Annotated in this window: 16 protein-coding genes; 8 read left to right on the forward strand and 8 right to left on the reverse strand. The window is 38.2% G+C overall.

The genetic code is table 11. The annotated features are described in order from the left end of the window. The first annotated feature begins 280 nt into the window (after nucleotides 1-280). A complete protein-coding gene (gene metG, locus KTH84_RS17035; RefSeq protein WP_262474438.1) occupies nucleotides 281-2,347 on the forward strand; it encodes a methionine--tRNA ligase in 2,067 nt (688 codons plus the stop codon). A gap of 89 nt (nucleotides 2,348-2,436) precedes the next feature. On the opposite strand, the gene KTH84_RS17040 is transcribed toward metG, so the two are convergent. From KTH84_RS17040 to KTH84_RS17050, 3 genes are all read right to left on the reverse strand, one after another. Continuing rightward, nucleotides 2,437-2,772: a calcium-binding protein gene (locus KTH84_RS17040; RefSeq protein ID WP_262474395.1), complete on the reverse strand. Its 336-nt coding sequence runs from the start codon at nucleotides 2,770-2,772 to the stop codon at nucleotides 2,437-2,439. After that, a complete protein-coding gene (locus KTH84_RS17045; protein WP_003653431.1) occupies nucleotides 2,753-2,941 on the reverse strand; it encodes an NF038215 family lipoprotein in 189 nt (62 codons plus the stop codon). The genes KTH84_RS17040 and KTH84_RS17045 overlap by 20 nt, the downstream gene beginning before the upstream one ends. Before the next feature lie 162 nt (nucleotides 2,942-3,103). Beyond that, nucleotides 3,104-3,727 (reverse strand): LysE family translocator, encoded by a 624-nt coding sequence (locus tag KTH84_RS17050; protein ID WP_042896864.1) that lies wholly within the window; start codon nucleotides 3,725-3,727, stop codon nucleotides 3,104-3,106. A gap of 177 nt (nucleotides 3,728-3,904) precedes the next feature. On the opposite strand from KTH84_RS17050, the gene KTH84_RS17055 reads away from it, so the two are divergent. The 5 genes from KTH84_RS17055 to KTH84_RS17075 all read left to right on the forward strand — a co-directional run bounded on the left by KTH84_RS17055 (nucleotide 3,905) and on the right by KTH84_RS17075 (nucleotide 9,738). Next, on the forward strand, nucleotides 3,905-4,474 hold the full coding sequence (locus tag KTH84_RS17055) for a TetR/AcrR family transcriptional regulator (protein WP_262474398.1): 570 nt from the start codon (nucleotides 3,905-3,907) through the stop codon (nucleotides 4,472-4,474). Continuing rightward, a complete protein-coding gene (locus KTH84_RS17060) occupies nucleotides 4,471-6,114 on the forward strand; it encodes an MFS transporter (RefSeq protein WP_262474400.1) in 1,644 nt (547 codons plus the stop codon). Before KTH84_RS17055 ends, KTH84_RS17060 begins: the two co-directional genes overlap by 4 nt. Nucleotides 6,115-6,154: 40 nt before the next feature. Next, complete coding sequence (locus tag KTH84_RS17065; protein ID WP_133975141.1) at nucleotides 6,155-7,273, forward strand: HlyD family secretion protein; 1,119 nt, start codon at nucleotides 6,155-6,157, stop codon at nucleotides 7,271-7,273. A gap of 64 nt (nucleotides 7,274-7,337) precedes the next feature. After that, nucleotides 7,338-8,204, forward strand: a complete 867-nt coding sequence (locus tag KTH84_RS17070) for a 1-aminocyclopropane-1-carboxylate deaminase/D-cysteine desulfhydrase (RefSeq protein WP_262474403.1) — start codon at nucleotides 7,338-7,340, stop codon at nucleotides 8,202-8,204. 334 nt (nucleotides 8,205-8,538) lie between these two features. After that, the gene (locus tag KTH84_RS17075) at nucleotides 8,539-9,738 is read left to right on the forward strand and encodes an NAD(P)/FAD-dependent oxidoreductase (RefSeq protein WP_262474405.1); all 1,200 of its coding nucleotides are present in this window, start codon (nucleotides 8,539-8,541) and stop codon (nucleotides 9,736-9,738) included. A gap of 1 nt (nucleotide 9,739) precedes the next feature. Here KTH84_RS17075 and KTH84_RS17080 read toward each other — a convergent pair whose 3' ends face one another. The 3 genes from KTH84_RS17080 to KTH84_RS17090 form a co-directional block, all read right to left on the reverse strand. Next, nucleotides 9,740-9,910: a hypothetical protein gene (locus tag KTH84_RS17080; RefSeq protein ID WP_075431236.1), complete on the reverse strand. Its 171-nt coding sequence runs from the start codon at nucleotides 9,908-9,910 to the stop codon at nucleotides 9,740-9,742. 128 nt (nucleotides 9,911-10,038) lie between these two features. Continuing rightward, nucleotides 10,039-11,703, reverse strand: coding sequence for a mechanosensitive ion channel (locus KTH84_RS17085; protein ID WP_262474407.1), 1,665 nt, complete (start codon nucleotides 11,701-11,703; stop codon nucleotides 10,039-10,041). A gap of 222 nt (nucleotides 11,704-11,925) precedes the next feature. Beyond that, the gene (locus tag KTH84_RS17090) at nucleotides 11,926-12,159 is read right to left on the reverse strand and encodes a hypothetical protein (RefSeq protein ID WP_202743677.1); all 234 of its coding nucleotides are present in this window, start codon (nucleotides 12,157-12,159) and stop codon (nucleotides 11,926-11,928) included. A 290-nt stretch (nucleotides 12,160-12,449) separates the two neighbouring features. Here KTH84_RS17090 and KTH84_RS17095 point away from each other — a divergent pair, with 290 nt between their 5' ends. Then, the gene (locus KTH84_RS17095) at nucleotides 12,450-12,869 is read left to right on the forward strand and encodes a hypothetical protein (RefSeq protein WP_171056780.1); all 420 of its coding nucleotides are present in this window, start codon (nucleotides 12,450-12,452) and stop codon (nucleotides 12,867-12,869) included. 48 nt (nucleotides 12,870-12,917) lie between these two features. Here KTH84_RS17095 and KTH84_RS17100 read toward each other — a convergent pair whose 3' ends face one another. Then, a complete protein-coding gene (locus KTH84_RS17100; protein WP_262474408.1) occupies nucleotides 12,918-13,679 on the reverse strand; it encodes a ferredoxin--NADP reductase in 762 nt (253 codons plus the stop codon). Nucleotides 13,680-13,765: 86 nt separating this feature from the next. Between KTH84_RS17100 and gigC the strand changes: the two genes are divergently transcribed. Beyond that, nucleotides 13,766-14,650, forward strand: coding sequence for a LysR family transcriptional regulator GigC (gene gigC, locus KTH84_RS17105; RefSeq protein ID WP_004641477.1), 885 nt, complete (start codon nucleotides 13,766-13,768; stop codon nucleotides 14,648-14,650). Nucleotides 14,651-14,849: 199 nt separating this feature from the next. Here the strand turns inward: gigC and KTH84_RS17110 are convergent, their stop codons facing one another. Next, nucleotides 14,850-15,143 (reverse strand): cold shock domain-containing protein, encoded by a 294-nt coding sequence (locus KTH84_RS17110; protein WP_202743679.1) that lies wholly within the window; start codon nucleotides 15,141-15,143, stop codon nucleotides 14,850-14,852. Nucleotides 15,144-15,196: the final 53 nt, after the last annotated feature.

Here is a 15,196-nt window from a genome sequence, read left to right on the forward strand (position 1 = left end):
GTTATCCTCGTAGTTAATTAAAAAATTACCTGAATAAGTTATTAGTTATACATCTTTATGGCTTATTTTCTGAACGTAACTGCAATTTGAAACAAAGACAATACAGGAAGATTCAAATATTTTTCGATTTGTTTATCTGTTCTAAAGAGAAGCAACTTCTCAATTAAAATCCGTTTTTTACAAATTGCTTGTTCTCCCGCAAAGATTATTAATCTTTGCTTATCTCCCTGCATCAGTTAAAATCTTCCACCTTATAAATACGAATGAGAGAATGAAATCCGTGCGTAAAATTTTAGTCACTAATGCCCTCCCTTATGCCAATGGTCCAATTCACATGGGTCATTTACTCGGTTACATCCAGGCAGACATCTGGGTTCGTGCCATGCGGGCAATGGGTCATGATGTGACTTATGTATGTGCGGATGATGCTCATGGTACTGCCATCATGCTACGTGCTGAGGCAAATGGTATTAGCCCAGAAGAACAAATTGCGAATGTTCAAAAAGAACATATCCGTGATTTTGATGGCTTCGGTGTCCATTTTGATCACTATGATTCAACTCATAGCGATGCAAATAAAGCACGTTCAACAGATATCTATATTAAAAACCGTGAAGCTGGAAATATTGCAGTTCGCCCTGTAACTCAATTATTTGACCCAGAAAAAGGCATGTTCCTGTCTGACCGTTTCATTAAAGGTACATGCCCAAAATGTAAGGCAGAAGACCAATACGGCGACTCATGTGAAGTTTGTGGTACGACCTATAATGCAACTGAGTTACTCAACCCACGTTCAACGTTAAGTGGTGCAACACCAGTTGAAAAATCTTCAGATCACTATTTCTTTAAACTACCGAATTTTGCTGAGTATTTACAGAAATGGACCCGTGATGAAGGTCGCTTACCTATTTCGATTGCAAACAAACTCGATGAATGGTTTGAGTCGGGTTTAACCGATTGGGATATTTCCCGTGATGCACCTTATTTTGGTTTTGAGATTCCAGATGCGCCAAATAAATACTTTTATGTTTGGGTAGATGCGCCAATTGGTTATATGTCTAGTTTTGAAAATTACATCAAAGCGAAACGTCCAGATTTAAGTTTTGATGATTTCTGGAAAAAAGACAGCCAAAACGATGTGTACCATTTCATTGGTAAAGACATTGTTTATTTCCACGCATTGTTCTGGCCTGCAATGTTAGATGGGGCGAACTATCGCACTCCAACAGGCTTATTTGTGAACGGTTTCTTGACGGTGAACGGACAAAAAATGTCTAAGTCTCGTGGTACTTTCATTAAAGCTGAGACTTATTTACAGCATTTAAATCCAGAATATTTACGTTACTACTTTGCATCTAAACTTTCAGATAAAGTTGAAGACTCTGATTTAAACCTTGATGATTTTATTCAAAAAGTAAATTCTGACTTAGTCGGTAAAGTCGTCAATATTGCGAGCCGTTGCGCTAAATTTATCAACAGTAACTTTAACAATACTTTATCTGCTGAATGCGCAGAGCCTGAGTTGGTACAAAGTTTTATTGATGCAGGTGACTCAATCGCTCAAGCTTTTGAGGCTCGTGAATTCTCGACCGCTATTCGTGAAATTATGGCACTTGCTGACCGTGCCAACCAATATATTGACGAGAAAAAGCCATGGGCTCTCGCTAAACAAGAAGGCCAAGAACAACAAGTTCTTGATGTGTGCTCGGTTGGTATCAACTTGTTCCGTCAATTAGCTGTGTATTTAGCTCCAGTTCTTCCAACTTTGGCTGAGCAAGTCCAAAGTTTCTTAAAACTTGAAAGCTTCAATTTTGAGTCACGTAAACAAATTCTTGTAAGCCATGAGATTGCGCAGTTCCAACCACTCATGCAACGTGTTGATCCAAAAGCTGTTGCCGCAATGGTAGATGCATCTAAAGAATCTTTAGGTACTCCTGCTCCAGAAGCAACTAAAGCGACGGCGAAAAAGGACAAAGCTGCCGAGAAAAAAGCGGTTCCAGTTTCAGCTGTTGGTGAAGCAGAAATCATTGGTATTGAAGACTTCTTAAAAGTTGACTTACGTGTTGCTCAGGTCGTTGAGGCAGGTACTGTTGAAGGTTCAGATAAATTACTTCAACTTACTTTAGACGTTGGTGAAGCTGAACCACGTAACGTATTCAGTGGTATTCGTAGCCAATACACACCAGAAGATTTAAAAGGCAAACTGGTCGTCATGGTTGCTAATCTTGCACCGCGTAAAATGCGTTTTGGTATTTCAAACGGAATGGTACTTGCTGCTGGAAATGGTGAAGGGATTTTCATTATTTCTCCAGATAGCGGTGCAAAACCAGGCGATAAAGTTTCTTAATCTGCCTTCATAAAAAAGCTTCCTAAATTGGAAGCTTTTTTATTTTTTAAAATCTGAGTTCTGAAGAAACATAAATAAGTGAATTTAAATTACGACCACGGCCACCCTTCACAAGGGTTATTAAATAAAACATGTATGTTTCCTAACTCCTCATTTGTTAAATAACCATTCTTATTTGCATCTAAATAATGAAATAGCCCTGCTTGCTTGTTCTCACCTTGAAAACGTTTATCTGTAGGCCAGTTATAAGGATAGAAATCATCAACACGTTGAAATTCTTTTAGGCTGTACATTCCATCATGATTTAAATCATATTTTTCCTGAAAAAGCTCCCAATCTAGAGATGCAGGTTCACAGGCATTTGCCACATTCAAAATACAGTAAGTTAAGCATCCAGCAAGTAACTTAATAGTTAGATTGCTCATGATTATTCGCTTGGATATCGGAAATTTTATAATCCTTTTCATGAACCGGAGTACCAACAATACTCATGGTCCGCTCATTTGCCGGTGGTTGCTTGCTCATCGTTCTCATCTCACATCCTGTAGTTAAGATGAGAAAAACTACAGAAATGCTCACCATTAGTTTTTTCATAACGTGATCCTCATTTCTTTTTGTTTTATTTATTAAGTTACCACTTTTTAAATATTTAAATGCTAAAAAAGATATTTCAATTTGTATATATTTTGCGCAAAAATAAAGCCAGACTATAAACAGCTGGCTTTGGATTTATTAGATATTTTAATTAAAGACTTATCATTTGAAGAAAATTAACTTTAAACCCAATAGGCTAACAATGCTTCCAGCAACTCGGTCAACACCAGTTTTTGCCTTTAAATACATTGTTCTAGGCTTCTCTGAAGATAACAACATCGCAACACATGAATACCAACCAGCGTCGATCATAAAACAAATCACTGGTAATGCGACGTAGTAATAATTTGGGATTTCTTTCGGCAGTAAAGCAGTAAATACACTTGCTAACACGACTGCGATTTTTGGATTACTTAACTGAGTAATCAAACCATATCGATATGCCTGTTTATAAGTCATTTTCGATTTTGAATCGTTTTCAACTGCAATTGGTTCTTTGGCGTGTTTAATAATTTTAAAAGCAAGCCAAAGTAAATAAAGCCCACCGCCAATTTTTAAAATTAAATATGCAGAAGGCACAGCCAATAAAACTGCCTGTAATCCCATAACAGCTAATAGGCCAAATAGAGCCGCACCTGTACCCGTTCCTAATGCTGTAAACAAACCATGTTTACGTGATTTGGAAATTGAATTTTGCGCTACATAAATAAAACTTGGCCCTGGGCTTATTGCTCCAAGCATCAATGCCATTGCAATTGAAAAGAGAGGAATAAGAGAGTCAAACATTGGGCTAGCCTAGCATCATGTAATTGCGCGGTATTCTAGCAGCTTTTTATGACGCATTTAAAAGAGCACAAAATATAAATGATGAAAAATGAATTTTCATGTTTTTACAATTTTTATCTTCACAACGGACAAAAATGTCCGTTAAATATCTAACTTCAAAATTCTCTAAACGATGACATGAGTAAACGTCAAAAAATTGCTGCCCATAATCGGGATGAATTACTCAATGCAGCCGAAGAATGTTTTCGTATTCATGGCATTAATGTCCCTTTACAAGTCGTCATTGATTATGCTGGGGTAGGAAGAGCGACGTTCTATCGTAATTTTGGTGATCGCAAGGTGTTAATTAGCGCCCTCTTAGAGCGTGCGATTACACAGCTAGAGCAAAAAGCAGCTTATTTTCAACAATTCGAGGATGGTTTATTTCGTTTAATTGAAGGACATATTGGACAACTTCCCAAGCTCGCAATTTTGCAAGATTTTTGGAGAGTAATTGATCGACAAGACCCAATTATGTTAAAAATTTATGACCGGCGAAACAATGCACTTAACCCACTGATTGAAAATGCGATAAAACAACAACTGTGCAGAGCTGATCTTACTGCCGATGACTATGCAATGGTCACAGCAATGTTAGGTTCTTCATTTCAAGGACATGAGCCAGAAGAACAGACTCGCTTAGCAAAACGAGCAATTGAATTACTATTTCATGGTATTCAAATACAAAAAATTCGAGGGATAGAATGAGTAAAACGCCTCGTTACTTAGAAACACCTCCAGATTGGACTCCAGAAGAACAACCAACTCTGCCTGGTTCACCAGCCGCCATTGTACATTCTGTACCTAAGCGGTTTATTTACTTTTTTATCGGTTTATTTGTCGCCCTTTCGGCAAGCTTAAGTAATGGCTTTATTACGGCAAATTTACCTTTAATTCAAGGCGAGTATGGGCTCACTCCTTCTGAAGCGGCTTGGCTGCCTGCGGCCTATGTCATGGCAAATGTCAGCTCAAATCTAATTTTATTTAAAGCCAGACAACAATATGGTTTACGCCTATTTTCAGAAATAGGCTTAGCAATTTTTATTGTTGTGCTTATTTTACATATTTTTGTGCATACCTATGAAATGGCGTTATTTGCTCGGGTCGTTGCTGGTTTAGCTGGTGCACCATTGAGCTCGTTAGGTATGTATTACACCATGCAGGCTTTCAAAAAAGCCGACATGGCAAAAGGAATATATATTGCCTTCGGTTTTCAGCAGCTCGGCGTACCTCTAGCCTGGATTATTTCTCCATTTCTTGTAAATACAGACAGTTGGTCTGTCCTTTATACGTTTGAGCTTGGTTTAGCGCTTTGCTGTTTAGCCATGGTCGTTTCATTGAAATTACCACGTAGCTTAAGAATCTATGTGTTCGAGAAACAGGATTTCTTCACCTTTGCTTTGCTAGCCCCAGGTTTTGCATGCTTATGTATTGTGCTAACGCAAGGTCCAATTTTATGGTGGTTTAATAGTGAATGGCTTGCTTACGTATTAATTGCAGGTTTTAGCTTAGTTGTGCTCGGTTTACTCTACGAACACTATCGTGCTAACCCACTCATTATGACCCGTTGGCTAGGCGCCTCTTCAACTCTACGCTTTATTTTTGGTGCATTTGCAATCCGACTATTAATGTCAGAACAAAGCTATGCTGCCGTTAATTTTTTAAAAACGATGGGAATGGGTCCTGATCAGTTTGTTCCACTCTATGTCATCATATTGGTGGGAATTTTAAGTGGAACACTTTTTAGTGCGCTTACTTTTTCACGCGAACGAATTATCTTCCATTTACTTTTCGCAGAGTTTCTGATTTTGGTCGCTTGTGGACTAGATTATCACTTAACCAGTGATGTTCGGCCGGTAAACTTCTTTGCAAGTCAATTCTTAGTGGGCTTTGCAGGTGGCTTATTTATTGGACCATTACTTTTAATTGGCTTTGCGCAAACACTGGCTAAAGGTCCATCTTATGTAGTGACCTTCATCGTATTATTTTCTGCTACGCAAACTTTCGGTGGCTTAGTCGGCTCCTCCTTCTTCTCGACCTATCAACAGCATCGTACGCAAAACTATCAAGCAGAGATGATTAAAGATTTAGAACAAGCAGACCCTTTAGTCGCTCAAAGACTTTCAACCTATCAACGTAGCGCGGCCATCACAACGAATGATCCAGCGTTACAAACTGCTCAATCCATGCGATCACTCAATCAAGTTGTGACTCGTGAGGCTCAGGTACGCGCCTACAATGATGTTATTGCATTAAATGGTATTTTTGCTGTCGCTCTGCTCTTATGGGGTGGATTTAATATTGCACGAAGCAAATATCTACAGCGCAGAGGAATTAGCCGTCCTTAATGGCTTTCATTTTTGATGAAATAGAAATTGAGATTTATATATGTCAGATGATCAAAACAAACCAGAACAAACTCCACCTCAAGCAGCCCCTGCTCCGTCTAACGAACCAGCACCTGCAAGTAAACTCATTCCGACCAAGCGCTCTACTTTATTGTGGATGCTGGTAGTTCTAATAGTCGGTATTTTAGTAATTTTATGGGCTTGGAGAATTGGACCTTTTGCAACCAGTGTCCAACAAACTGACAATAGTTATGTCAAAGGTAAAACTACCATTTTATCTTCTCAGATTAATGGCTATGTTAAAGACGTATTAGTAAAAGATTTTGACCATGTCAAAAAGGGTCAAGTGTTAATGCATATTGATGCAACCACTTACGATCAAAAAGTCACACAAGCTGCTTCAGGCGTTGAACAGGCTAAAAATACCTTAGCCAATCAAACCCAATCCATTGCTCAGAAACAAGCTGATATTGTGGCAGCACAAGCCAAAGTTGATCAAGTTAAAGCTCAATACCAACTCTCTTTAGCGCAGCTCAGACGTTATCAACAGTTGGGTAATAGTGGAGCTGCATCTAAATCTGAACAAGATAAAGCAGCAGCAGATGCAGAAAATAACCTTGCGGCACTCAAACAGGCAGAAGCAAATGTTTTAGTAGCCGAAGAAGCTTTAAAAACAGCACAAGTGGCTAAAGCGGGGTTAGAGGCACAGGTCTCTAGTGCTAAAGCTCAATTAGACCAAGCACAAACCACCAAAGATTATAGTGTCATTATTGCCCCAATGAATGGACAGCTTGGTGAAGTAAACCCTCGTGTTGGTCAATACGTAGCTGCTGGTTCACAATTACTCTATTTGATTCCCCAACAAACGTGGGTAATTGCCAATTTCAAAGAAACTCAAATTGCCAATATGCGAGTTGGGCAAAAAGCATGGTTTACAGTCGATGCTATGAAACACAAAAAATTTACAGGCCATGTTGAACAAATATCACCAGCTGCGGGTTCAGAATTTAGTGTCTTAAAACCAGATAATGCGACTGGTAACTTTACCAAAGTGGTTCAGCGTATTGCGGTACGTATTACGATAGATCCAAATCAGGAAGGATTTGAATACTTACGTCCAGGTATGTCAGTGATTACCTCTGTCGACACAAGCTCTTAATTAGTTTTTTAAAATTCTGTTTAAAAAGCTACAATGTGATCAATCATTATTTTCTCAATTTCTAATGTTTGATCACATTGTTCCATCTGTTCCCTATCAGTCTATTAACCTATCTTATTCCGTACATCTCGACATTAAACGGTTCGATTTAATTCACCCTCAAATTTCGGGTAATAAATTTTTTAAATTAAAATACAATATATTAGAAGCCCAAAAACAAGGGGTAACCCGTATTTTGACATTTGGCGGAGCTTATTCAAATCATATTGCTGCGACCGCCTATGCTGCTCATCTTTTTGGCTTAAAAAGTGTAGGTATTATTCGTGGAGAAGAACTCGCCACACAACCACTTAACCCAACGTTAGCAAACGCTCAAAAGTTAGGAATGCAGTTGCATTTCGTCTCACGTAATGAATATCGTTTGAGAAATGATGGGAATTATCTTCAACAATTACACAATCATTTTCCAAAAACCTATCTCATTCCTGAAGGCGGTACTAATGATTTAGCAGTACAAGGCTGTCAAGAAATTCTCAGCCAAAGTGATTTGCAAAACTATGATGTCATTTGCTGTGCCGTAGGTACGGGAGGAACTATTTCAGGTCTGATTGAAAGAAGTTCACTACATCAACACGTTTTAGGATTTTCTGCATTAAAAGGTAATTTTCTAAAACAAGATATTATGCAGTGGACTAAAAAACAGAATTGGTCACTGACAGATGCCTACTGCTGTGGTGGTTACGCTAAAACTTCACCTGAGTTACTCGCATTTATCCAAAAATTTGAAGAGCAATACGCTGTACCACTTGAACCGATCTATACGGGAAAAATGATGTTCGGTCTGTTTGATCTTATCAAAAATAATTACTTTCCTGAAGGAAATCGTATTTTGGCAATTCATTCTGGTGGTTTACAAGGGAAAATCAAATAAAGCAAAATTTTGACCTTTGATCATAATCAGCAAGGGCTAAGTTATTCGTAATTTAGCTTAGAGAAAAATAACCATAAAAACCTCCTTTCGCGACAGAGTCTTGCTGTTTATACATCTCATATGAACAGCTCATTCATTACTTTTTATAAAAGTAATCAAAACTTTTTCATTCGCTAAACTCGTCAAAAACCAATACAAATCAAATTAATCGCAGAAACTTTCACTATTTTCTGTCGTTCTGACTCGAACAGCAGCGAATGACTTTGGCACGAGCAAGTATCCACGTGATAATATATGCCCCTTTTAAATTTTCAAGATTAATCGAGAATCTCTTATGTCTAACAGTCATGTCGATGTCATTGTCTTAGGTGCAGGTGCTTCTGGACTCATGTTGGCTGCACATACTGCTAAACGAGGGCGCTCGGTTTTAATTTTAGAAAAAGCCAATAAAATTGGTAAAAAGATTTTAATGTCAGGTGGTGGTAAGTGTAATTTTACCAATCTGTATGTCGAACCTGACAACTTTATTTCTCATAATCCGCATTTTGTTATTTCTGCCCTGTCACGCTACAGTAACTGGGACTTTATTGGCTTGATATGTGACTATAAAATTGCTTATGAAGAGCGTAAACATGGACAATTATTTACTCTAAACGGTGCTAAAGAAATTTTAGAAATGCTTGTGAGTGAATGTAATAAAACTAAAAATGTGGATATCAAAACCCATTGCGAAGTTGGACAAATTACGCCCTTGGAAAAAGGTGGATTTTCACTAAACACCAATCAAGGTCAATTTACTTGTGAATCATTAGTGGTGGCTACTGGTGGACTATCGATTCCAACATTAGGCGGTTCTGGTTTTGGCTATGAACTGGCACAAAAATTTGGTCATCAGGTTTTCCCAACTCGTGCAGGTTTAGTTCCATTTACTTTTTCAGATCACATTAAAGAAGTCACCACACGCTTAAGTGGTAATGCTTTGGATGTGACGTTAAGCAACTCAAAAAATAGCTTTACTGAAGCGTTATTATTTACCCACCGTGGCTTGAGTGGACCAAGTTCTTTGCAGCTTTCAAATTATTGGAATTCAGGAGAAAGTTTTAAAATTGACTTTTTCCCAAGCCAAGATTTGGCAACTTATTTAAAAGATAAAAAGAAAGCGCAGCCTAAAGTTTTATTACGTACTCTTCTTAATGAATTTACTGCCAAAAGTATCGTACAGGAGTTACAACAACTCATCTGGTCAGAGCAGAGCGAAACAGCGATTGGTAATATCAGTGATGCACAGCTAGATCATATTGCCAAGCAGTTACATGGCTTTGCAGTTAAACCGTCTGGAACAGAAGGATATCGTACCGCTGAAGTTACTTTAGGTGGAATAGATACAACGGAAGTATCTTCCAAGACCATGGAAAGTAAAAAGCAGAAAGGACTGTTTTTCATTGGCGAAGTACTTGATGTTACCGGACATTTAGGGGGCTATAACTTCCAGTGGGCATGGTCTTCCGCCTATGCTGCTGCCCAATACGTATAAGCTAATTTGAGTTTTTCGAACTATTTGATGCATTTTGTGCATCTTGTGGCTGAGAAGTAGCTTGTTTTGAGCTTTCCGACTTACTAAATACAAATTTATAAGCACTCGCTAAAAAACCTACCGTAATTCCGGCAATGACAATCGGTGCTAAAAAACGACCTGGTTTTTTCATCGTATTTTCCTCACTTATTTGTTTTTATAACGGCCAAAAAAGAACGACCACTCAATATAGAGTGGTCGAACTTATCACAAAAATCAAAGATTTTTTGTACTGTTTATCTGAAATTTAATTTAATTCCCTTAAATTTCATCATTTTCGCCTGTCGAACCAAACGGTTTATTCACTGGCGGTTGCGCTGGATTCACCTGTACAGAATCCGCTGGTTTTGCATCAGATGAAACTGTTGATGGTGGAGTTGTTGGCGTAGATGTAGTGGTGGCTGGAGCTGCACTACTCGTACTTGAAGGTGGTTGGTAAAGAGGGTTTGGTTGATTCGCTTCTTTTTTAGCTTTATCAAGCAAATCAGTTAAAAGTCTTTCTGCTGGTTGGCGACCACCTAAACCGAATGCAAGAGCGAAAGCCACTGCAACCGCGCCTAGAGTCAAACCAAATGCAAGATTAACAATTGAATCCGCAATGCCCATCGCTCTTAAACCAAGCGCAAGTACAAGACCAATAATTAAGACACGAACTAAACTGCCTAACCAACGCGAGCTATTATATTCGCCACGTTGAACCACATTCGCCACAATATTCGCTAGCCAGAAACCAATTACTAGAATTACAGCACCCAATAGAATGTTTGCACCGAAATGGATAAACATCGCAATTAGACCACTGATTTGGTCGAAACCAAGACGATCCGCTGCTTCAGATACTGCAAAAAGCATCGTAAAGAATACGATTAGGCAACCGACAGCGCTAGAAACTTTAGTTTGACCTAAAAAGCGTTGTACATCTAATTTGGCAGGAATTTCATCAACACCAGTTCCAGCAATTAACTCTGCAACCAAACGTCCAACAAAACGAGAAACAATATAGGCAACCAGTAAAATTAAACCAGCCGCAATAATGTTTGGAATTGCTTGTAAGATTTCATTCAGCATTGCTGTTGCTGGCTGAGAAATTGTCTCAATACCTAAAGCTTCGAACGCTACAATCAATGTGGTAATAATAATGATGGCAAAAACAAACGAACCTAGGAATTTACCTACATTAGAGCTTTTGAAAAGACCAATTTTTTCCGCTTGAGCCTGAACTCCTAAGCTATTAATTAGACCTTCAACAATGCCGCGTACAATTTTTGCCAAGATATAACCAACAAAAACGATAACGCCAGCAATAAAGATATTTGGTAGGAAAGCAACTGCTTCATTTACCATATTCTGAACTGGGATGAGTAAGCCGGTTAGTCCTAATATTGAAAGAACAATCGGAAGGAAAAGTAATAATACAAGCCAGTAAAGAATCTCACCAATATTTTGGCTAATTCCACCTACACCTACTTCATTACTTAATTTATCGTCGAGTTGAGTTCTGGATAAAACATTGGTAACCCCTGCCCGCACCAGTCGAGCAACGATCCAACCAATAAAACCCACCACCACAGCAGCAATAATATTTGGAATGTAAACAAGTACCTGATTCACCATATTGCTGAACGGGCCACTCACTCCACTAATGTTGAGCACATTTAGAGCCGCTACAACAGCTAAGATCAAAATAAACCAGAATACAACCTTGGATATCAGTCCTTCAATATTTGGGGCTCGGCCAGTGGCTGAAGATAGTTTGGCATTAGTATTTACTTTTTGTAGAAGCTTTTTCACACCTGCTGCTACCAATAAAGCAATGATCCAACCAACTAATAAGATTACTATTGCAGCCAGAATAGGATGAAACTGGTCCCAGTAATACATGGCATCAAATTGAGCGCCGCGAGGCCCATCAAAAAAATCATTCATATTGTTATGTCCTCACTTGTTATGTTCTTTTTCAGTGTTATCTCTAGGAAACACCATTCGTTGTAAAAAATGACGATGAATGCGGTCTATCTCACATTATGTTTTGAATATTTTCTAATCAACACACTTCTGCATAAATACAACAAATTGATGCAAAAGGTTGCAAAAAAGCCTTCAGGTTTACACCTAAAGGCTTGATATCAAGATAAACTGATTCGTTTATTATCCTATATAGGTCTTTAAATTTAAATCAGTACTACCCTTAATTACATGTGGTGTGGTCTCATTTTGAAAAGCTCCCTCTTCTTTAGGAGTCTGTTTATGGTCAGCGACCATATAGACAATAAGTGCAAGAAGAAAAAGCCCAACAATAATTAAAATATAAACTGGCAATCTTCTTTTTTTCGCAGTTTCTTCAGGACTCGTCACATGAGGTGGTTTTGAAAAGTCATGCATCTTCTTTCCCCTCTTCTATTATCATTAACTTTATATTCATCATAGCAATTTGCTTTGTTGCGTTGTGTGAAAAAGCATTATGCTAAGGTGTCTGTGATTGCAAAACTCTACTTTTAAAATAATAAAAATAGTATAAAATTTGCACACATAAATTTAGACAATTAAAAATAATTTCTAATTATTCACCCACTTCATCTATATCCCATTTGTAATACAATATGTTTTAGCGCTTACTTTTTAGAAAATAGGCTATAATAAGCCCCCTTGTTTTAAAGCCGCTCTATTTTATGATGTATCGTCAGCAAAACGTAACTCTTGATCTCGACACTGACGTCACACATCAATGTTATATCCACCAGACAAGAGATGAGCATCTCATTGGTATTATTGAATTTAATAAACCAAGTTATGAACTCAAATGGGGTGATCTGGAGTATTTTCGTCGTCGTACTGAAGAGTTTTCAGTCATGCCATTTCCTGACTGCATTAACGCCATGATTGTTGATATTCGTAATATCAATATTTTTCTGGACAATGAAGTTCCGATTTTGCCTTGGCGTTTACTTGAAGAAGATTGTCCTGTTCGCTTAGTTGTTCCCCAAGACCGTTTAGAACATTATGCAGGCCTTTTTGAACCGACTTGGCTTTCAAGCGATGTAGACAGCGCAATTTCTGAAATTCGTGAATTTATGGATATGTTTGTCCATTAATAAACATATCCATAAAAATAATTTTAAAGTTCTTTTAATTATCATTTATTACCAGTAATTTTCTACTGCAATATTTCCCTCACCTCGACGATTCATCGTCAAACCACGGCGCTTTAAAGCTTCTTTCGTGTCATCTACCATTTGTGGATTTCCACAAAGCATGACATGGCTTTTGGCAGAGCTCAATTCGATACCAGCAACTTTTTCTAATTCACCATTTTCAATCAAAACCGGCAAACGGTCATGTAACTGTGCCAATGGGTCACGAGTAATAATTGAAATAAATTTAAAACCGACGTGCCCTTCTCCAAAAGTTTCAGCAATCTCTTGAATACGATCGACATAAGCTAACTCGGCTGCAGTACGCACACTGTAAACCAAATTGATCTTTTGATATTTCGACCATGTATCGAAGTCTTGCAGCATCGACAAAAACGGCGCCAAACCAGTACCTGTTGCTAATAACCATAAATCATGCGGTAAAGGCTGTTGATAGCGAGCTAAAGTAAGGTAACCATAAGGTATTTTTTCTAAATAAAGCTCATCTCCTACCTTCAAATGTTGAAGATTTGAGGTAAATGCACCATCAGGTACCACAATCGAGAAAAATTCTAGCGTTTCATCAAATGGTGAAGACACGACCGAATAGGCACGAACAACAAGTTCTTCTCCAACTTTCAGTCCAATACGTGCAAATTGCCCAGCAGTAAATTTAAAATGTGCAGGGCGAGTCATGGTAAAACTGAAAAGAGTTGGGGTCCAGCGGTGTACAGATAAAACTTTTTCTACGCTAAATTTTTCAATTGACATGATTTCAACGTGGCATGAAATAGTGCGCTCATGTTAGCATGACAGCCGAAATAATGAATACTTTTAAACGTTAAGGCTTTTTAAACATGCGCATGACATTACGCCAGTTGGCTGTTTTTGTAGCAGTCGCTCAAGAAGGAACTGTCACCAAAGCCAGTGATGCGGTCAGACTGACGCAAAGTGCAGCAAGTATGGCTTTAGCCGATTTAGAGGATGGTCTTGGTGCCCCTCTATTTGATCGTTTAGGTAAACGCCTACAACTCAATGATCTTGGTCGCTTTCTATTGCCACAAGCGCTAGAAATATTAGGTCGCTGTGAAGCTTTTGAGCAAGCTGCAAAAGGTGAGTTACAAAGCATTGATTTACGTATTGGGGCAACTCTAACGATCAGTGATTATCTCATGCCAGATTTAATGGCAAACTTTTTACAATATCACCCTAAGGCACACTTGCAATTACAGGTGGGCAACACACGTCAAATGATTGAAGCGGTTAATCAGTTTCAACTTGATTTGGCATTAATCGAAGGCTCGTGTCACCTACCTCAACTTCAATGTATTCACTGGCGAGATGATGAGCTTGCAGTATGTTGCTCCCCTGATCACCCTCTAGCACGTTTAAATCGACCTTTAACAGCACATGATTTCTATCAAGTTGAATGGATTTTACGTGAAGAAGGTTCGGGAACTCGTGAAGTGTTTGATAATGCTATTTTGCAAGATCTACCAGACGCTAATATTCGCCTAACCCTAGGTCACAATGAAGCAATCTTGAAAATCGTTGCTGGTGGTTTAGGAATGTCTTGTATCTCTAAACTCGCTATTGAACCTTTAATTGAAAAAGAACAATTAGTTATTTTAGAAACGCCATTCTGGCAACTTACTCGCCCACTTTACATGTTAGTACACCGTCAGAAATACCAAGGTCCTGGCCTCAAAGCATTTTTACAATTCTGTGAAGAGCAGGTTTAAGACCTGATCTTCTAGTGCCATCTTGAGTTGTTCTCAGATAACTCACCATTCTTTTCATTTTATTATTTAAGACAATTAAGGGAAGTTAACACCTCCCTTAATTTTGTATTACTTACTCATTCCACAAACGATCAAAAATCTTCCTTGCTGGTCTTAGCTAAACTCTGCCCTAAGATAGGCTTGAAGATTGAGAACACTATTAGCGTCGAAAATGTGATAACAACTCTGTTGTAATCGCTTTATTATGATCGGTAATTTGTGTTTTTTTGGTTTTAGACGGATTAGGATCGATACGCTCAATCTTTATAGCCTTAAATTTCCCCTGATTATCTACAGCAAGAAATTTTACTTTTTCATTTCTTTTCGGTTCGCCTTCTGATGCAGGAAAATCCGAAATATGAAAGAAAATATCTCCTTCAACCGTTCCAATAAAACCAAATCCTTTTTCAGGATCATATTGTTTAACTTTTCCAGTATAAAACTCTTGCTTCATGATCTTTACCCTACTTTTTCAATACTGACATTACAGTAGAAAATTAAAAAAGA

This window comes from Acinetobacter sp. WU_MDCI_Abxb74, from assembly GCF_025513915.1.
Classification (GTDB): domain Bacteria; phylum Pseudomonadota; class Gammaproteobacteria; order Pseudomonadales; family Moraxellaceae; genus Acinetobacter; species Acinetobacter calcoaceticus_C.

What these genes read in the sequence shown, in the direction of transcription:
- KTH84_RS17085 (WP_262474407.1), bottom strand. Translation starts at nt 11,703, where the DNA reads ATGAATGATTTTTTTGATGGGCCTCGCGGCGCTCAATTTGATGCCATG.
- KTH84_RS17040 (WP_262474395.1), bottom strand. Translation starts at nt 2,772, where the DNA reads ATGAGCAATCTAACTATTAAGTTACTTGCTGGATGCTTAACTTACTGT.
- KTH84_RS17060 (WP_262474400.1), top strand. Translation starts at nt 4,471, where the DNA reads ATGAGTAAAACGCCTCGTTACTTAGAAACACCTCCAGATTGGACTCCA.
- KTH84_RS17070 (WP_262474403.1), top strand. Translation starts at nt 7,338, where the DNA reads ATGTTTGATCACATTGTTCCATCTGTTCCCTATCAGTCTATTAACCTA.
- KTH84_RS17110 (WP_202743679.1), bottom strand. Translation starts at nt 15,143, where the DNA reads ATGAAGCAAGAGTTTTATACTGGAAAAGTTAAACAATATGATCCTGAA.
- KTH84_RS17045 (WP_003653431.1), bottom strand. Translation starts at nt 2,941, where the DNA reads ATGAAAAAACTAATGGTGAGCATTTCTGTAGTTTTTCTCATCTTAACT.
- KTH84_RS17055 (WP_262474398.1), top strand. Translation starts at nt 3,905, where the DNA reads ATGAGTAAACGTCAAAAAATTGCTGCCCATAATCGGGATGAATTACTC.
- KTH84_RS17095 (WP_171056780.1), top strand. Translation starts at nt 12,450, where the DNA reads ATGTATCGTCAGCAAAACGTAACTCTTGATCTCGACACTGACGTCACA.
- KTH84_RS17075 (WP_262474405.1), top strand. Translation starts at nt 8,539, where the DNA reads ATGTCTAACAGTCATGTCGATGTCATTGTCTTAGGTGCAGGTGCTTCT.
- KTH84_RS17050 (WP_042896864.1), bottom strand. Translation starts at nt 3,727, where the DNA reads ATGTTTGACTCTCTTATTCCTCTCTTTTCAATTGCAATGGCATTGATG.
- KTH84_RS17065 (WP_133975141.1), top strand. Translation starts at nt 6,155, where the DNA reads ATGTCAGATGATCAAAACAAACCAGAACAAACTCCACCTCAAGCAGCC.
- gigC (WP_004641477.1), top strand. Translation starts at nt 13,766, where the DNA reads ATGCGCATGACATTACGCCAGTTGGCTGTTTTTGTAGCAGTCGCTCAA.
- KTH84_RS17080 (WP_075431236.1), bottom strand. Translation starts at nt 9,910, where the DNA reads ATGAAAAAACCAGGTCGTTTTTTAGCACCGATTGTCATTGCCGGAATT.
- KTH84_RS17100 (WP_262474408.1), bottom strand. Translation starts at nt 13,679, where the DNA reads ATGTCAATTGAAAAATTTAGCGTAGAAAAAGTTTTATCTGTACACCGC.
- KTH84_RS17090 (WP_202743677.1), bottom strand. Translation starts at nt 12,159, where the DNA reads ATGCATGACTTTTCAAAACCACCTCATGTGACGAGTCCTGAAGAAACT.